The 17,265-nt window shown below is 30.8% G+C and carries 16 protein-coding genes; 7 read left to right on the forward strand and 9 right to left on the reverse strand.

The genetic code is table 11. The features are described from left to right. Positions 1–81 precede the first annotated feature (81 nt). The gene (locus AC9UFV_RS07780) at positions 82–534 is read left to right on the forward strand and encodes an Lrp/AsnC family transcriptional regulator (protein WP_509574566.1); all 453 of its coding nucleotides are present in this window, start codon (positions 82–84) and stop codon (positions 532–534) included. An 84-nt stretch (positions 535–618) separates the two neighbouring features. Then, on the forward strand, positions 619–2,022 hold the full coding sequence (gene lpdA / locus AC9UFV_RS07785; RefSeq protein ID WP_509574569.1) for a dihydrolipoyl dehydrogenase: 1,404 nt from the start codon (positions 619–621) through the stop codon (positions 2,020–2,022). Positions 2,023–2,087: 65 nt separating this feature from the next. Here the strand turns inward: lpdA and AC9UFV_RS07790 are convergent, their stop codons facing one another. The 3 genes from AC9UFV_RS07790 to AC9UFV_RS07800 all read right to left on the reverse strand — a co-directional run bounded on the left by AC9UFV_RS07790 (position 2,088) and on the right by AC9UFV_RS07800 (position 3,895). Beyond that, complete coding sequence (locus AC9UFV_RS07790) at positions 2,088–2,462, reverse strand: DoxX family membrane protein (protein WP_509574572.1); 375 nt, start codon at positions 2,460–2,462, stop codon at positions 2,088–2,090. Positions 2,463–2,534: 72 nt separating this feature from the next. Continuing rightward, complete coding sequence (locus AC9UFV_RS07795; protein ID WP_509574574.1) at positions 2,535–3,086, reverse strand: RsmD family RNA methyltransferase; 552 nt, start codon at positions 3,084–3,086, stop codon at positions 2,535–2,537. Beyond that, a complete protein-coding gene (locus tag AC9UFV_RS07800) occupies positions 3,083–3,895 on the reverse strand; it encodes a DUF3822 family protein (RefSeq protein ID WP_509574577.1) in 813 nt (270 codons plus the stop codon). Before AC9UFV_RS07800 ends, AC9UFV_RS07795 begins: the two co-directional genes overlap by 4 nt. A 164-nt stretch (positions 3,896–4,059) precedes the next feature. Between AC9UFV_RS07800 and AC9UFV_RS07805 the strand changes: the two genes are divergently transcribed. Together AC9UFV_RS07805 and kdsB are read left to right on the forward strand one after the other, a co-directional pair. Next, entirely contained in the window at positions 4,060–5,478 is a 1,419-nt protein-coding gene (locus AC9UFV_RS07805) for an ATP-dependent DNA helicase (RefSeq protein WP_509574579.1), read from the forward strand. 46 nt (positions 5,479–5,524) lie between these two features. Then, positions 5,525–6,250 carry a 3-deoxy-manno-octulosonate cytidylyltransferase gene (kdsB, locus tag AC9UFV_RS07810; protein ID WP_509574581.1) on the forward strand — a complete coding sequence of 242 codons (726 nt, stop codon included), beginning with the start codon at positions 5,525–5,527 and terminating at the stop codon, positions 6,248–6,250. A 172-nt stretch (positions 6,251–6,422) separates the two neighbouring features. Here kdsB and fumC read toward each other — a convergent pair whose 3' ends face one another. Next, a complete protein-coding gene (gene fumC, locus AC9UFV_RS07815) occupies positions 6,423–7,820 on the reverse strand; it encodes a class II fumarate hydratase (RefSeq protein WP_509574583.1) in 1,398 nt (465 codons plus the stop codon). 175 nt (positions 7,821–7,995) lie between these two features. Between fumC and AC9UFV_RS07820 the strand changes: the two genes are divergently transcribed. Next, entirely contained in the window at positions 7,996–8,160 is a 165-nt protein-coding gene (locus AC9UFV_RS07820) for a hypothetical protein (RefSeq protein WP_509520281.1), read from the forward strand. Between the two features lie 127 nt (positions 8,161–8,287). On the opposite strand, the gene AC9UFV_RS07825 is transcribed toward AC9UFV_RS07820, so the two are convergent. Together AC9UFV_RS07825 and arsC are read right to left on the reverse strand one after the other, a co-directional pair. Further along, complete coding sequence (locus AC9UFV_RS07825; RefSeq protein ID WP_509574585.1) at positions 8,288–10,738, reverse strand: TonB-dependent receptor; 2,451 nt, start codon at positions 10,736–10,738, stop codon at positions 8,288–8,290. A gap of 73 nt (positions 10,739–10,811) precedes the next feature. After that, positions 10,812–11,153 carry an arsenate reductase (glutaredoxin) gene (gene arsC / locus AC9UFV_RS07830; RefSeq protein WP_509574587.1) on the reverse strand — a complete coding sequence of 114 codons (342 nt, stop codon included), beginning with the start codon at positions 11,151–11,153 and terminating at the stop codon, positions 10,812–10,814. 84 nt (positions 11,154–11,237) lie between these two features. Here arsC and AC9UFV_RS07835 point away from each other — a divergent pair, with 84 nt between their 5' ends. Together AC9UFV_RS07835 and AC9UFV_RS07840 are read left to right on the forward strand one after the other, a co-directional pair. Continuing rightward, the gene (locus AC9UFV_RS07835) at positions 11,238–12,161 is read left to right on the forward strand and encodes a CPBP family intramembrane glutamic endopeptidase (RefSeq protein ID WP_509574589.1); all 924 of its coding nucleotides are present in this window, start codon (positions 11,238–11,240) and stop codon (positions 12,159–12,161) included. Next, positions 12,154–13,203 carry an AMP-binding protein gene (locus tag AC9UFV_RS07840; RefSeq protein ID WP_509574591.1) on the forward strand — a complete coding sequence of 350 codons (1,050 nt, stop codon included), beginning with the start codon at positions 12,154–12,156 and terminating at the stop codon, positions 13,201–13,203. Before AC9UFV_RS07835 ends, AC9UFV_RS07840 begins: the two co-directional genes overlap by 8 nt. Here the strand turns inward: AC9UFV_RS07840 and AC9UFV_RS07845 are convergent. From AC9UFV_RS07845 to AC9UFV_RS07855, 3 genes are read right to left on the reverse strand one after another with little or no spacing between them, the layout of a single operon-like run. Further along, positions 13,200–14,804 carry a M1 family metallopeptidase gene (locus AC9UFV_RS07845; protein WP_509574593.1) on the reverse strand — a complete coding sequence of 535 codons (1,605 nt, stop codon included), beginning with the start codon at positions 14,802–14,804 and terminating at the stop codon, positions 13,200–13,202. The genes AC9UFV_RS07840 and AC9UFV_RS07845 overlap by 4 nt on opposite strands. A gap of 12 nt (positions 14,805–14,816) precedes the next feature. Further along, positions 14,817–15,272, reverse strand: coding sequence for a lipocalin family protein (locus tag AC9UFV_RS07850; RefSeq protein ID WP_509574595.1), 456 nt, complete (start codon positions 15,270–15,272; stop codon positions 14,817–14,819). A 4-nt stretch (positions 15,273–15,276) separates the two neighbouring features. Next, complete coding sequence (locus AC9UFV_RS07855) at positions 15,277–16,905, reverse strand: acyl-CoA carboxylase subunit beta (protein ID WP_509574597.1); 1,629 nt, start codon at positions 16,903–16,905, stop codon at positions 15,277–15,279. Positions 16,906–17,265 lie beyond the last annotated feature (360 nt).

Raw genomic sequence — 17,265 nt, forward strand, 5'->3', positions numbered from 1 at the left:
TAATAGTTTAATTTTATATATTTTTATTTAAATATTTAATTTTGTAGATATTTTTTAACCTTCAAATAAAATAATTCGTTTATGGATACTATAGATAAAAAGTTATTGTTTTTACTTCAAAACGACTGCAAGAAAACTACAAAAGAACTTTCGGTAAAATTAAATTTATCAGTTACTGCTGTATACGAACGAATTAAAAAATTGGAACGCGAGGGAATAATCCAAAATTATGTTGCTTTAGTAAATCGCTCAAAAGTGAACAAAGGGTTTGTTGTCTTTTGTCATATCAAATTAATTCAGCACACTCGAGAATTTTTAACAAAGTTTGAAAGTCAAGTAGTTAAACTAAGTGAGATATTAGAGTGTCATCATGTTAGTGGTGATTACGACTATATTTTGAAAATAGCGGTTAGAGATATGGAAGAATATCGTGAGTTTTTAGTAACTAAATTAACAACGTTAGAACATATTGGTAGTACACACAGTACTTTTATGATTAGTGAAGTAAAAAATACTACTATTATTGAGATTTAAATTATGGTTAAAATATTCTAGATTAGGTTTTAATTTTCTTAATTTTGTACCACTTTTAATTACACACATATAAAACACAAAATTATGAGTTCATTTGACGTAGTCATCATCGGTTCAGGACCTGGAGGATATGTAGCTGCAATACGTTGCGCACAATTGGGAATGAAAACGGCCATTATAGAAAAGTATTCAACTTTGGGAGGTACCTGTTTGAATGTGGGTTGTATTCCTTCGAAAGCCTTGCTTGCATCATCTCATCATTATAGCGAAATTGCCCATTTCGCTGAACACGGAATTGAAGTTTCAGGTGCTGTAAAAGTGAATTTAGAAAAAATGATTGCTCGTAAACAAGCTGTTGTTGATCAAACTTCAGGTGGAGTAAAATTTTTAATGGATAAAAATAAAATTACAGTTTTTGAGGGAAAAGGTTCTTTTATCGATGCTACACATGTTGCCGTTGAAAAAGCAGATGGAACAAAAGAAACTCTTGAAGCAAAAAATGTAATTATTGCAACAGGTTCAAAACCTTCTTCTTTGCCATTTATTAAAATTGATAAAGAAAGAATTATTACTTCTACTGAAGCTTTAAAGTTGAAAGAAGTTCCAAAACACCTTGTGATTATTGGTGGTGGGGTTATTGGAATTGAATTAGGTCAAGTATATTTAAGATTAGGTGCACAGGTATCTGTTGTAGAATTTATGGATAGAATTATTCCAGGAATGGACGGTTCTTTGTCTAAGGAATTAATGAAAGTTTTAAAGAAACAGGGAATGAAATTCTATGTTTCTCACAAAGTGAAATCCGTTGTTCGTAAAGGAAATGACGTAACTGTTCAAGCAGAAAATGCTAAAGGTGAAACGGTAACTTTAGAAGGAGACTATTCGTTAGTATCTGTTGGTCGACGCCCTTACACCGATGGATTAAATGCTGATAAAGCTGGCGTTATAATTTCAGAAAGAGGACAAATTGAAGTAAACGATCATTTACAAACTGCTGTTCCAAATATTTATGCTATTGGTGATGTTGTTCGAGGAGCAATGCTAGCTCATAAAGCGGAGGAAGAAGGTACAATGGTTGCTGAGATTTTGGCAGGTCAAAAACCACATATCAATTATAATTTAATTCCCGGGGTTGTTTATACATGGCCTGAAGTTGCAGCTGTTGGTCAAACTGAAGAGCAATTGAAAGCTGCTGGTATTGATTTTAAATCGGGTAGTTTTCCATTTAAAGCATTAGGAAGAGCAAGAGCTGGTGGTGATTTAGATGGTTTTGTTAAGATTTTAGCTGATTCTAAAACAGATGAAGTATTAGGAGTTCATATGATTGGTGCTCGTTGTGCTGATTTAATTGCAGAAGCTGTTACTGCAATGGAGTTTAAGGCATCAGCGGAGGATATTTCGAGAATGAGTCATGCACATCCTACATTTGCTGAAGCGATAAAAGAAGCGGCATTAGCTGCAACAGATAACAGAGCTTTGCACGTATAAAAATAATTATAATTAATAAAAAACCCACTAATTTAGTGGGTTTTTTTATATTTAAATTTTTATGACTATGCTTTTAATATTGATTTATAACAACTCCAGTTGCTGTAGATTACAAATAAATTTCCTAATAAAAGAGCAGTTGCAATAATTATTCCGTCAGGCATTAAATTAACATTAATGAAAAATATATTTACGGTTATAGGTAATAAAACTATTCCAAATAATTTTGTGAATTTGCCAGTTACAAATGACAAGCCGCAAAATAATTCCAAAATTTTTGCTAACGGCATTAAATAGCCAGAAGCTGCAATTCCATCTGAAAAAACTTTCATTTGGCCAGTAAATGCAGGTTCTTCAGCAAAGTGAAAGAAATAATTTAGTGAAGCAAAAAGCATCAATAATCCTACAAGTGTTCGGATAATAATAGTAGTAATTCTCATAATTTCTTGGTTTTAGTGGTAACTAATTTAACCAAATATAGTAATAATTATACAGAATTTAAACTTGGTAAATTATATTTCAGATGGATTTATTTCAAAGAAACTGAAAATAGAACCACCATAACTTTTTTTGAATGAAAAATGAGGCAGGTGTTCGAGTTTGGTATATTTGGAATGTTCTATAATCATCATCCCTTCATTATCTAGCAAATTTTGTTTAAACACCATTAAAACTAGTTTCTCAAATATCTTTTGATCTAAAGCATAAGGAGGATCTGCAAAAATAATATCGTAGGAATTGGTATTTTTTTCTAAGAATTTAAAAACATCACTTTTTATTGCTGCTATATTAAAATCGTATTCTTCAGCAACTTGTTTTATAAATTTCACACATCCAAAATCGCCATCTACCGAAGTGATATTTTCACTTCCACGAGAAGCAAATTCATAACTTATATTCCCAGTTCCCGAAAATAAATCAAGAACTTTTAAGCTATCAAAACTAAAATGATTGTTCAATACATTAAATAATGCCTCTTTACTCATATCGGTTGTAGGTCGAACAGGAAGGTTTTTAGGAGGGAATATTCTTCGTCCTTTGAATTTACCAGAAATTATTCTCACGATTGTAAAAGTATAAAATGCTTTAAATTGTCTGTTTTAGACAAACCGTTGTTGTTTTCAATATTGGATACATCCAATAAAGATACGTTTCTAACATATTTATATGCGATTTCGAATAATTCAGAATCTTCCGAAATTAATCCAAGTAGTTGAACTTTAAAATGTTCCGGATTTAAATTAAGTTGTTCTGTTGTGAATAGCAGGTAATAAATAAAATCCTCTTTGGTAATAAAATCAAATGAATTGAAGAGTAATAATTTTTGGTTTTGAACTATAATAATTTCAAATTTGTTTTTTGAAAAGTGAACAAAAACTTGTTTTTCATCTATGTTTTTTGACAATTCTAACAATTTAGAGACTAAAATAGTATTTACATGTTTGTAATTAAAAGTAGAAAATTGATCTAAAAGATAATTGTTAATATTTACAAATGGAATAAAAACGTGGTTCATCTCGTAATTTGTAAGTGTATCAAATGCAAAAAAATCGGTTTCAAAAACCTTGGTGTTGTATTGTAAATAACTTCCTAAAAACTCTTCGTCAAATAGGGCAGTAGGTACAAATGTATCTAAATTACTATCGTGTAATACGATAACTTCATCGTATTTTTCTTTCAATTCAGGATAATCGTTAAATGCTTTCCAATAAAGGTCTTCCACTTTTGAAGAAGTTGGAAATTCACTAAAATCAATTTGTTTGAGCACAACTATTTTATAATTTAACGTATCAAATACACAAAATGAAAAACCATTCATAGTTACTTGAAGGCTTAATTTTTTGTAATTTTTGTCAGTTATATTGGTGCTCATTGAATTGTTAACATAATGAATTACGCAAACTTACAATTTTTTTAAATGACAATAATTTTTTAGTTCAATTTCTTGCAACTAAACTGATGTTTTAGATTATTATTTGGATTAAATAAGAAAATTCTCAGGAAAACTTTACGTAATTTGCGTAGAAATATATTTGTATGAATTCTAGCTTTTTTTATTCTCTTTTGAAAAAACAATTTCCGTTTAATCCAACTATTAAACAGGATCTTTTTTTTCAACAGATTGCCGAATTTTGTACCAATATTGATAACAACGAAATTTATGTTTTGAAAGGTTATGCTGGAACTGGAAAAACCACAGTAATCTCTACGATTGTAAATAATTTAGTAACAATAAATAAGAAATATGTACTATTAGCTCCTACAGGTCGTGCCGCAAAAGTAATTTCAAATTATTCCCAAAAACCTGCATTTACAATTCATAAAAAAATATATTTTCCCAAAAAAATTGCCGGAGGAGTTAGTTTTACAATGCAACAAAACAAACATAAAAACACTTTTTTTATTGTAGATGAAGCATCGATGATTTCCGATTCAAATACTGACAGTAATGCTTTTGAGAATGGTTCTTTACTTGACGATTTGATTTCTTATATATATTCTGGTACTAATTGTAAGATGATTTTATTGGGAGATACCGCTCAATTGCCACCTGTGAATTTAGATATTTCACCAGCTTTGAATATTGTTACTTTAGGAATGCATTATCAAAAAGAAATCAAGCACATTGAGTTTGATGAAGTAATGCGACAGGAAGAAAAATCTGGAATATTGTATAATGCGACGGAACTTCGTGATGTTTTGAAAGAAGAATTATACGAGAGTTTTAAATTTAATTTAAAAGGTTTCAAAGATATTATTCGATTAACTGACGGTTATGATATTCAAGATGCAATCAATTCTGCCTATAGTAATTACAGTATTGAAGATACCGCGTTTATTGTTCGTTCCAATAAAAGGGCCAATCAATATAACGAACAAATTCGAACTAGAATATTGGATAAAGAAAGCGAATTGTCTACAGGTGATTTTTTAATGGTAGTTAAAAATAATTATTTCTGGCTTAAAGATTCTGATGAAGCTGGCTTTATTGCCAATGGTGATATTATAGAAGTTTTAGAAATCTTTTCTATTTTAGAATTGTACGGATTTAAATTTGCCAAAGTAAAAATTCGAATGGTCGATTATCCCAATCAAATTCCTTTGGAAACTGTTTTATTAATGGATACCATAACAAGTGAATCTCCATCACTAACTTATGAAGAATCCAATAGATTGTACCAAGAAGTACTACAGGATTATGAAGGAGAAACAAAATATAAAAAGTTTCAAAAAGTTAAAGAAAATGAGTTTTTCAATGCGCTTCAGGTTAAATTTTCCTATGCTATTACTTGTCACAAATCGCAAGGAGGACAGTGGAATACTGTGTTTATTGAGCAACCTTATTTACCTAATGGCATTGATAGAGATTATATACGTTGGCTATATACAGCAATTACTAGGGCAAAAGATAAACTTTATTTAATAGGTTTTAAAGACGAAAATTTCGAAGAATAGTTAGAATTATAAAATCATTTGTAAGTTTGTATTTCAAAAGTAAAACATGAAAGTAATAGCAGTTATTCCCGCAAGATACGCATCAACAAGATTTCCAGCTAAATTAATGCAAGATTTAGTAGGTAAAACTGTAATTACTAGAACTTATGAAGCGGCCATAAATACCAATTTATTCTACGATGTTTTTGTTGTAACCGATTCCGATTTGATTTTCAATGAAATTGTTGCTCAAGGAGGAAAAGCCATTATGAGTATTAAAGTACACGAATCGGGGAGTGATAGAATTGCAGAAGCGGTTTCTAATTTGGATGTTGATATTGTAATTAATATTCAAGGGGACGAACCTTTTATTGATAAAGATTCTCTATTAAAACTGATTCAAGTTTATAAAAACGATACTAAGGGTGTAGTAGATTTAGCATCATTAATGCGAGAAATTACTGATATTCAAGATGTTGAAAATCCGAATAATGTAAAAGTTGTAGTGGATCAAAATGGATTTGCATTGTATTTTTCTAGGTCAGTAATTCCTTATCCACGTGAAAAAAATGTTGGTGTTAGGTACATGCAACACGTTGGAATTTATGCGTTTAGAAAACAAGCATTGATGGATTTTTATAATTTACCAATGAAATCTCTTGAGGCCTCTGAAAAATTAGAGCAATTACGATATTTAGAATTTGGTAAGCGTATTAAAATGGTTGAAACGAATCATGTCGGAATTGGAATCGATACTCCTGAAGATTTAGAAAAGGCGAGAAGGTTACTCTAATTTTGCGTAAGGGATTGCAGTGAAAATCCTTCGCTTTTCAGCGAAGATTGTAACGGAAAGCCCGACCGAGTTTACTTCAAATTTCATTTACCTCAAAATATTCTAAACGAGGTTACGCCATAAAAAAACCTGCAATTAAATTACAGGTTTTATTAATGATGTTTTCCAACGATTATTTTAAGCTTCCAACCATTTCTTCAGGTTTTACCCAAGCATCAAAATCTTCGGCAGTTACATAACCTAAACGTACTGATTCTTCTTTTAAGGTTGTTCCGTTTTTATGAGCAGTTTGAGCAATTTCAGCTGCTTTATAATAACCAATTTTAGTATTTAAAGCGGTAACCAACATTAATGAATTGTTCACCAATTCTTCAATTCGCTTATAATTTGGTTCAATTCCTTGTGCACAATGTTCGTCAAATGATAGGCATGCATCGCCTAATAAACGAGCTGACTGTAGAAAATTTGCTGCCATTAAAGGTTTAAAAACGTTTAATTCATAATGGCCTTGCATACCACCAACAGAAATTGCAACGTCGTTCCCCATTACTTGTGCGCAAACCATAGTTAAGGCTTCGCATTGAGTAGGATTTACTTTTCCTGGCATTATTGAAGATCCTGGTTCGTTTTCTGGGATTAAAATTTCACCAATTCCAGATCTTGGACCTGATGCCAACATACGAATATCATTTGCAATTTTATTTAAAGATACCGCAACTTGTTTTAATGCTCCATGAGTTTCTACAATTGCGTCGTGAGCTGCAAGTGCCTCAAATTTATTTTCTGCTGTCACAAATGGATGACCAGTAAATTGAGCAATATAGTGAGCTACTTTTACATCGTAACCTGCAGGAGTATTTAAACCTGTTCCAACCGCCGTTCCACCTAAAGCGACTTCAGATAAATGCGACAAAGTATTTTTTATAGCTTTAATGCCAAAATTCAACTGAGCCACATAACCTGAAATTTCTTGTCCTAATGTTAGTGGAGTGGCGTCCATTAAGTGCGTACGGCCTATTTTAACTACATTATTAAAAGCTACCGCTTTTTCTTGAAGCGTGTCTCTCAATTTTTCAATTCCTGGTATTGTAACTTCAACTACTGCTTTATAGGCAGCAATGTGCATTCCGGTAGGGTAGGTGTCATTTGAAGATTGTGATTTATTAACGTCATCATTAGCTTTAACAAATTGTTCTCCTTCGCCAATTTTAAACCCTTTTAATACTTGTGCACGATTAGCAATAACTTCGTTCACGTTCATATTGCTTTGAGTTCCTGAACCAGTTTGCCAAATTACCAATGGAAATTCATCGGCAAGTTTTCCTGCTAATATTTCATCACAAATGGCTGCAATTGCATCCCTTTTATCTATTGGAAGTACACCTAAATCGCAATTTGCGTAAGCAGCTGCTTTTTTTAAATAGGCAAAACCCTCAATTACTTCAACAGGCATTGATGCTGAAGGACCTATTTTAAAATTATTTCTTGAACGTTCTGTTTGAGCTCCCCAATATTTATCTGCAGGAACTTGCACTTCACCCATGGTGTCTTTTTCAATTCTGAATTCCATTTTATTATGTGTTTGTTATATAACGAGTTATAATTAATTTAGAAAGTCTTCTATTTAAATTGTGAAGCAAAATTACGCATAAAAAACTATTTTTTAAAAAATTGATTGAGGATTTATTGGTTGGAAAAAATATTAAACTTACATTTGTAATCATTTTCAATAATTCCGAATAATCATGTTTGACTTTTCACAGTATTTAGGTTTTTTACTTTTCTTAACTATCCTTACAATGGGATTTTGGTTAATGTTTTTCTTAATTGGTTTCGTTCAATATTGGGTTGGCGGTGCTTTATGGGAAATGTACAAAGAAAGAAAAGCAAAAAAATCACAAGCAGAGTAATCTGTTTCGATTTTTAAAAAATAATAGCTGTCTGAAATTTATTTTCGGACAGCTTTTTTTATATATTGAATAAAAAAAAGTGCTCTCAATTTTGAAAGCACTTTTTTATTTGAATTAACACAATATATTAACCTTGGAAATCATCTCCATTTTCACCACCACCTCTTGTAGGTTTTGTTCTTTCTTCTTTTTTCTTATTAAATCTATAAGTAAACGATAAAGTAATTTGTCTTAAGGCCCATTGCATTTCAACATACGAATTCAATACATTTGGAATATTATTGTTGTACATTCTTTTTCTTGAATTGAATACATCTTGAACATTTAATGCAATTGTTGCTTTGTCTTTCATAATATCTTTACTGAAACCTAAATTGGCAGCTACTACTGCTAATGTATTTCCTTGAGCATTTCTTTCTGGACCATTATAGGTAACATTGGATTGCCAATCAATTTTGTATGGCAGTGTAATTTTTGAGGTCAATCTTGTAAACCAAGATGATGCTGAGTTGTCAAAATTTTGAGTTACAACTACGTTTTGAGAATTGGTATAAACGTAATTTCCTTTAGTTTCAAACTTATAAAAGTTGAAGTTGGAGTTTAATTTCCACCATTTGTAAGGAGAATAGTTTAATGTAAACTCAAATCCGTATCTAAATTCAGTTGCTAAGTTAATAGGAGTACTTAAAATTACTGGAACCCCATTTACAAAATCGCCACTTTCTCTTCGAATGAATTGAAATGCATTTGTCGTTCTATTTAAATACGTAGAAGTACTTAAAGTGATTTTATCCCATTTTTTTAAAAATCCAAGATCTAAGGCATCAGTGAATGCAGGAGTTAAATTAGGATCCCCTCTAAAAATATTGATATTGCTGGTATAACTTGAAAAAGGGTTTATCTGACGACCTCTAGGTCTAGAAATTCTTTTGCTATAACTAAATGAAATACTATTCTCATTAGAAATTTCATAAGTAACAAATAAACTAGGGAAGAAGTTATTGTATTTTTGAGTATTGAATTCATTAGTCACTAATTGGTTAATTTCAATTTTTGAATCTTCCCAACGTAAACCAAATAATAAAGAGAATTTATTCACTTTAGTTCCAAATTGGGTATAAAGCGCGTTAACATTTTCTCTATAATCTAAAGTATTTGTAAATTGAAGGTTAGGAGTGTATGCACCAGAAACTAAATCAATACTTCCTACTTTAAACTCAGTTGTTAATTTATTAAAATCTCCCTTGTAGCCAAATTCAAATTGATTTGCTTTACCAAAAGGCAAAACATAATCCGATTGGATCATATTACGATTTTGCGATTGTTGATTACTTGTGATTTCTGTGATATCACTTGTAATTAAGGAATAATCGTTGTCAAGGTTTCTAGAAAATGTCCCGTCAATTATTAATTTGTGACCGTCTCTTTTAAATTTCTTAGTGAAATTGGTAGTATATTCTTTATTTACACCGTCATTTGAGGCATCACTATTTCTAAAATTTGTACCAGTGAATACTCGATTAATGTCGTAATTATTAAAAGTAACGTACTCAGGGTTGTTACTATTATTGTTCCTTAAATTAATTGCATTAGACCATGTAGTATTATCATCTATATAAATGTCAAATCCAATATTCGAATTAAAACCTTTTCTTAATCTTTGATTATTTCTGAACTCATCGATGTAATTTCTAACAGTTCCATTAGAATTTAAATATTGGGTAATAAATTTAGCTTTTCCAGGATTTTCTCTATAATTGTATCCAGAAGTGGTGTACAAATTATAAAATTTTGATTTGTAATTGATATTACCAGATAGTCCGTAATTTAATGGATCCCCAGTTGAAGCAATTATAGCTCCGTTTAATCCTCTATTTTTCCCTTTTTTCAGAATAATATTCAATAAACCTCCACCTCCTTCAGAATCATATCTTGCGGAAGGATTGGTGACTACTTCCACTTTATCAATTGCATCTGCAGGTATTTGACGTAATGCTTCAGCAATATTAATTGCGTTTGAAGGTTTTCCATCTACTAATATTCTGACATTAGCATTTCCTCTTAAACTCACAGCTCCGTCAGAATCTACGGTTACAGAGGGTATATTATCCAATACATCACTTACGGTACCACCTTTTACCATTAAATCGGAACCCACGTTGTAAACTTTTTTATCAAGCTTAATTTCAACCGTAGTTTTTTCTGATCGAATAACAACTTCATTTAACTGGTTGGCATCTTCATCTAGAAAAATAGTTCCTAAATTGGTACTTTCATTATAGGTTTGTTGGCTTAATGCAATGGATTTAAAAGAAATAAATTCAACTTTTACATTATAACTACCCGCATTTACTTCTATATTAAATTGTCCTTTTCCATCAGTAATTCCACCAAAAACAACTTTTGGATTTTTAGTATTTGTAAAAGTTAAGGTTGCGTATTCAAGAGGTTGTTTACTAACTTTTTCATTTACAGCGCCTGTGATGTTTATTTTTTTAATATCTGGTCTTGTTTGTCCAAAATTTAAAATTGAAAAGAATAGTATTATTAGAGTGAATGAATATTTAGGGTTTTTCATGTTTTTTTTTAATTAGACTGCAAAAGTAAAACTAGGTTTATGCGTTAATTCACAAATATATGTTAAATAAATTTTATATAATTCCGAGTGCATTTTCTATTGGTCTAGCTACAAAAGCTTTATTGCCATTAATTACAATTGGTCTTTCAATTAATATAGGGTTCTCAGCCATGATTTCAATTAATTCTTGTGAAGTAAGCTTTTTGTTTTTGAACTCCTCAATCCATATTTTTTCTTTTTTTCGGACTAAATCTATAGGCTGAATTCCTAACTTTGATATTATTTCTGTGAGTTGTGTTACAGTAAGTGGGTTTTCAAGGTATTTTATTACTTCAAATTTCTTGCCTGTGTTTTCAATTAATGATAGGCATTGTCTTGATTTTGAACATCTTGAATTATGTACTATTTGAATCATTATAGGATTATTATTTTTTTGCAAAGAAATTGATTTTCCTTAAAATAATAGTTAAATTAGCTAAGAATTTTTAAATTATAAAAAATGTTTATCGAACAAGCTTATAAAGGAAATAACAAATGGTGGCGAGTTTTGCTTACTGCATTACTAACTTCTGGAATTTTTATTGCAAGTATCATTGCCTATTTCTTAATGACAAAGGAACAAATACAATCCTCCTACGATTTAATGAAGGATATTCCTAATAATCTTAGTTTGATAATTAATCTTATTCCATTTGCATTTCTTTTAGGTTTACTTTTTTTATTAGTTTACATTTTAAACAATAGAAGTATTTTGTCTTTAACCACCTCAAGGCCTAAAGTAGATTTTAAACGTATCTTTTTTTCTTTTGGACTTATAACACTTATTTCAATTGTAGGTTTTTCAGTTTCCTATTTTATCGATAATTCAAATATTGTTTGGAATTTTGATCCCGTAAATTTTTCCATTTTACTTTTTATTAGTTTGATATTATTTCCTTTCCAAATCGGTTTAGAGGAATATTTATTTCGTGGCTATTTTATGCAACAAATAGGAATTGTTGTCAGAAACAGATGGTTTCCATTACTTTTCACTTCAATCGTTTTTGGCCTATTGCATACAGCAAACCCTGAAGTCGAAGAAATGGGTTTTGGCGTTATGATTTTTTATATTGGAACTGGATTGTTGCTTGGTGTAATGACCTTAATGGATGAAGGAATGGAATTGGCATTAGGGTTTCATTTTGGTAATAATTTAATGGTTTCATTATTATTAACTTCTGAATTTTCTGCTTTACAAACGGATGCTTTATTTAAATATTCTGGTGTAGAAAACACTTCGAATACTTTAATTGAAATGATTATTTCTATAGCAATTACCTATCCTTTAATTCTATTTATTCTTGCAAAAAAATACAAATGGACCAATTGGATCGAAAAATTAACGGGTAGGGTGAATCCGCCAGATTCAATAACAAATGAATAATAAACCAGATTATAATAAAGTTCATCCTAATTTCAAATGGAACGGAATTGCCCTTGATAAAAACGACTTACTCAGGCTTGCCTATGATTTTGTTAAGGAAGGTCAAGATTTTGAAAAAATTACGGGTGAGTTTATTCTTGATTGGTTTAATTCGAATTCATTTATTTTAGTTACAACTTCTGGAACTACAGGAACTCCCAAAAAAATCAAAATTGAAAAGCAGGCAATGATTTTTTCTGCATTGGCAACAGCCGAATATTTTGATTTAAATGCTGGTAATTGTGTTTTAAATTGTTTGTCAACCAATTATATTGCAGGTAAAATGATGCTTATTCGAAGTTTTGTATTAGGTTTCGAAATGGATTTTGTTGAGCCAACTTCAAACCCTTTAAAGAAAAATAACAAGATTTATGATTTTGTTGCTATGGTACCACTTCAGGTTGAAAACTCGATTAATGGGCTTATTAATGTTAGGAAACTAATAATTGGAGGTGCTAAAATTAATCAGAATCTTAAAAACAAACTGTTAAGTTTACCTACATTAGTATTTGAAACCTACGGGATGACGGAAACACTTACTCATGTTGCTGCAAAGAAAATAAGCGACAATTATTTTTCGGTTTTACCAAATGTTACTATTACCTCCGATAAAAGAAATTGCTTAGTAATCGATGCTTCACGTATCTCTAATTCTACAATTACCACTAATGACGTGGTAAATATTATTAGTAATTCCGAATTTGAGCTAATCGGAAGAATAGACAATGTAATTAATAGTGGAGGAGTGAAGCTTTTTCCCGAGCAAATAGAAATGAAATTGGCTCATAAAATTCAAACTCGTTTTTTTGTAACTGGAATACCGGATGATCAATTTGGGGAACAATTAGCACTCATTATTGAAGGAAGTCCAATTCAATTTAAAGATAATATTTTCAATGATTTATTACCTTACGAAAAACCTAAAACCATTTACTTTATTTCTAATTTCTTAGAAACGGAGAGCGGTAAAATTAAAAGAAAAGCAACTTTAAACTTGATTTAGTTTACTAGAAAATCATTTTTTTGAATTTCAACTTCCTTAGTATTTTCAACTACAATTCTTGATTTCACCCATTTGCTTGTAGCGTTTATTCTAATTTTTTCCCCTTTTATTTTAATATCTACAGGCATTTCAAAGTTCGGTTCTGATGCTTTCCAACGATAACATAATTTATAGTTATCAATTTTTAATTCTAATTTAGGGATTGAAGTATGACGTAAATATTGATTAAATACGGAAGTTAAATCCATACCGATTTTTTCATTAAAGTAGGCAAGTACTGTTTCGGTATCTATAATTTTATGTTTGAAAGTATTGGAATATTCTAAAATTATTTTCCACCATTTATCATCATCATTTAGTATATGTCGAATGGTATTCAGCATTAAAGCTCCTTTGTAATACATATCGCCTGAACCTTCTTTATTTACTCCATATTTTGCAATTATAGGCTCGTCGTTTTTAATGTTATACTTCAATCCGTTGATATATTTTTGTGCTTTTTCAATTCCATATTGGCATTCTAAAAATACCGATTCAGAATAGCATGTAAAGCCTTCATGAATCCACATATCGGCAATATCTTTCGAAGTAATACTGTTTCCAAACCATTCATGACCACTTTCGTGAATAATAATAAAGTCGAATAACATTCCAATTCCTGTTCGTGACAAGTCACTTCCTAGATAGCCATTTTCATATTTATTTCCATATGCAACAGCACTTTGATGTTCCATACCTAAATAAGGAGTTTCGACTAATTTATAGCCATCTTCTTTAAACGGGTATTCACCAAACTTCGTTTGAAAGCAATCCAACATAGGTTTAACTTGTTCAAATTGTTGTTTTGCCCTCGCTTCATTTTCGCGTAAAACATAAAAATCCAAATCTAAACCTTTGTAGTTTTCACCAAAATGGGTGTAATCGGCAATATTTAAAGTGATGTCATAATTATTTATGGTATTTACAACTTCCCAATCCCAACGTGTATATCCATTTTTTAAGTCTTCACTTCCTTTAAATCTTCCATTAGAAACATTCATTAGTCCATTTGGAACAGCAACTTTTATTGTAGCTCCTAAATCTGGTTCATCAGATTGAGTGTCTTTGCAAGGATACCATAAACTTGATCCTGTTCCTTGTACTGCAACTCCAACCCAGTCTTTTCCGTTGCTATCTGTACTGTAAACAAAACCACCATCCCAAGGGGCTTTTTGTGCAATAATTGGATTTCCAGAATAGTAAATACGAATTTTGTTTTCAGATTCTGCAGATAGTTCTTTCCCTAAATTAATGAAAACAGCATCAAACTCTCTTTTGTATTTGAGTTTTTTGTTGTTAAAAATGATACTGTCAATTTTCATATTATTAAATAAATCCAATTGAATTTTCTTCGTATTTGTTACCACTTTAAAAGAAATTTCATTGAAACCTATAATATATTTTTCAGCAGGAGTTACTTTTATATTCAAATCATATCGCAAAACATTATAACAAGTCCTCTCAAATCTTAAACTTCCTTTTAAGGAGTCTTTTCTTGTAGTTGGTTCTTGAGCAGTTGCTATATTGAAAAAAAGCAATAGAAATAGTAAAATAATTTTCATAAAAAAAGGATATTATTGATATGGAATGGCTTCCATAATAATCAAATCTGGTATTGAATCTCTATCCACATCTCTATAAAAGGAATAGACCAGTTTGGTGTCTGTTAATGATATTACTTTGAATTTAGTTACTAATACAGAGCCAAAATAAAAAATAATAGTGTCATTTATTATTCTCCAATCCAAATAAATACTATTGGTAGAACAATTACTATTTGTAAATACAAGTTCGTTATATTGTCTTATTTGTCCCTGCTGATTTGCAAAAGTAAATTCATCTTTCAAACAATTCGGTTGATGCATGTAATCGAATGTAGTTCCGTTGAAAGTAATTTTATTAAACTCCCATCTTTTTAATAACAAATCAACTTGAAAAGTAGGGGTTTGAATAGGTTCATCTATTACTGTATCGTCTGACGAACAGGAAAATATTACTAATGTAAATAAAAAATAAAATATTTTTTTCATATTGCTAAACTTGTAAAACGCCCAAATTAAATTTCTTTTCAATAGGTGAGTGGTTAGCAGCTTCAATTCCCATAGAAATCCAAGTTCTAGTGTCCAATGGATCAACTATAGCGTCAGTCCAAAGTCGGGAAGCTGCATAATAAGGTGAAACTTGTTCGTCGTAACGTGCTTTTATTTTATCAAAAACTTCTTTTTCTTTTACTTCATCTACTGTTTCCCCTTTTGCCTTGAGCGAAGAAGTTTCAATTTGAGCCAATACTTTTGCAGCTTGCGTCCCACCCATAACTGCTAATTCAGCACTTGGCCATGCAAATATTAATCTTGGATCGTAGGCTTTTCCGCACATGGCATAATTCCCTGCTCCATAAGAATTCCCGACAATTATGGTGAATTTAGGCACAACCGAATTGGCCACAGCATTAACCATTTTTGCACCATCTTTTATAATCCCTCCGTGTTCCGATTTTGATCCTACCATAAATCCGGTAACATCTTGAATAAAAACAAGTGGAATTTTTTTCTGGTTGCAATTGGCTATAAAACGAGTTGCTTTATCTGCAGAATCGGAATAAATTACTCCACCAAACTGCATCTCACCGGTTTTAGATTTTAAAACAGTTCGCTGATTAGCAACAATTCCAACAGCCCAACCGTCGATTCTAGCATAACCAGTAATTATCGTTTGTCCGTAACCGTCTTTATAGGTATCGAATTCAGAATTATCAACTAATCGCTTGATAATTTCGTTCATATCGTATTGTTCGTTTCTAGTTTTTGGTAAAATCCCATAAATTTCTTTTTCATCAAATGCTGGTTTTTGAGATTTTTCTCTGTTGAAACCTGCTTTATCAAAATCACCAATTTTAGAAACGATATTTTTAATTCGGTCTAAAGCATCTTTATCATCTTTAGCCTTATAATCGGTAACTCCTGAAATTTCACAATGGGTTGTAGCTCCTCCAAGTGTTTCATTATCAATAGCTTCGCCGATTGCTGCTTTTACCAAATAGCTACCTGCTAAAAAGATACTTCCGGTTTTATCCACAATCATGGCTTCGTCACTCATGATTGGAAGATAAGCTCCACCAGCAACGCAACTTCCCATAACGACAGCAATTTGGGTAATTCCCATACTGCTCATTTGGGCATTATTTCTGAAAATTCGTCCAAAATGTTCTTTATCAGGAAATATTTCATCTTGTAAAGGCAAATAAACCCCTGCGGAATCTACTAAATAGATTATTGGCAAACGATTTTCCATTGCAATTTCTTGCGCTCTCAAATTCTTTTTAGCTGTAATTGGAAACCAAGCGCCTGCTTTTACTGTTGCATCATTTGCTACTACAACGCATTGTTTTCCTTTGATATATCCTATTTTCACTACTACACCTCCCGACGGACAACCTCCATGCTCTTCATACATTCCGTAACCAACGAAACCTCCAATTTCAATATTCTTTGCATTGGTGTCAAGCAAATAATCAATACGTTCGCGAGCGGTCATTTTGCCTTCGCTATGTAATTTTTCAATACGCTTTTCACCACCACCAAATTTAATTTTAGCAAATTTTTGCTTTAAATCGGAGATCAATAGTTTGTTATGATCTTCGTTTTTATTGAAATTAATATCCATATGATTTTTTGAAATTCAAATTATAATAATTGCTAAATTACTAAAATGATCGATATAAATTGGTGTTAGAAAGTTACAATTTAATAATTAATAGCAAATCTTGATAATTTATTAAAATAATATATTTTTGTTGACTCTCTATTAGAGTGATAATTAATCCAATTAATGATAAATTATCTATTTATTTCTATTTGTTAACGTTTAGCTAACATTGAATAGATATATTTGTCATTCAAAAATTTAATAAATTTTAATTTATGAATGCTAATAGTATTTTTCAGTTTTTAATTCCTAAAGACAAAAAGTTTTTTCCATTATTTGAAGAAGCTTCAAAAAATTTGATTTTAATTGCAACAGAAC

It is taken from the genome of Flavobacterium sp. (assembly GCF_044349645.1).
Taxonomy (GTDB): domain Bacteria; phylum Bacteroidota; class Bacteroidia; order Flavobacteriales; family Flavobacteriaceae; genus Flavobacterium.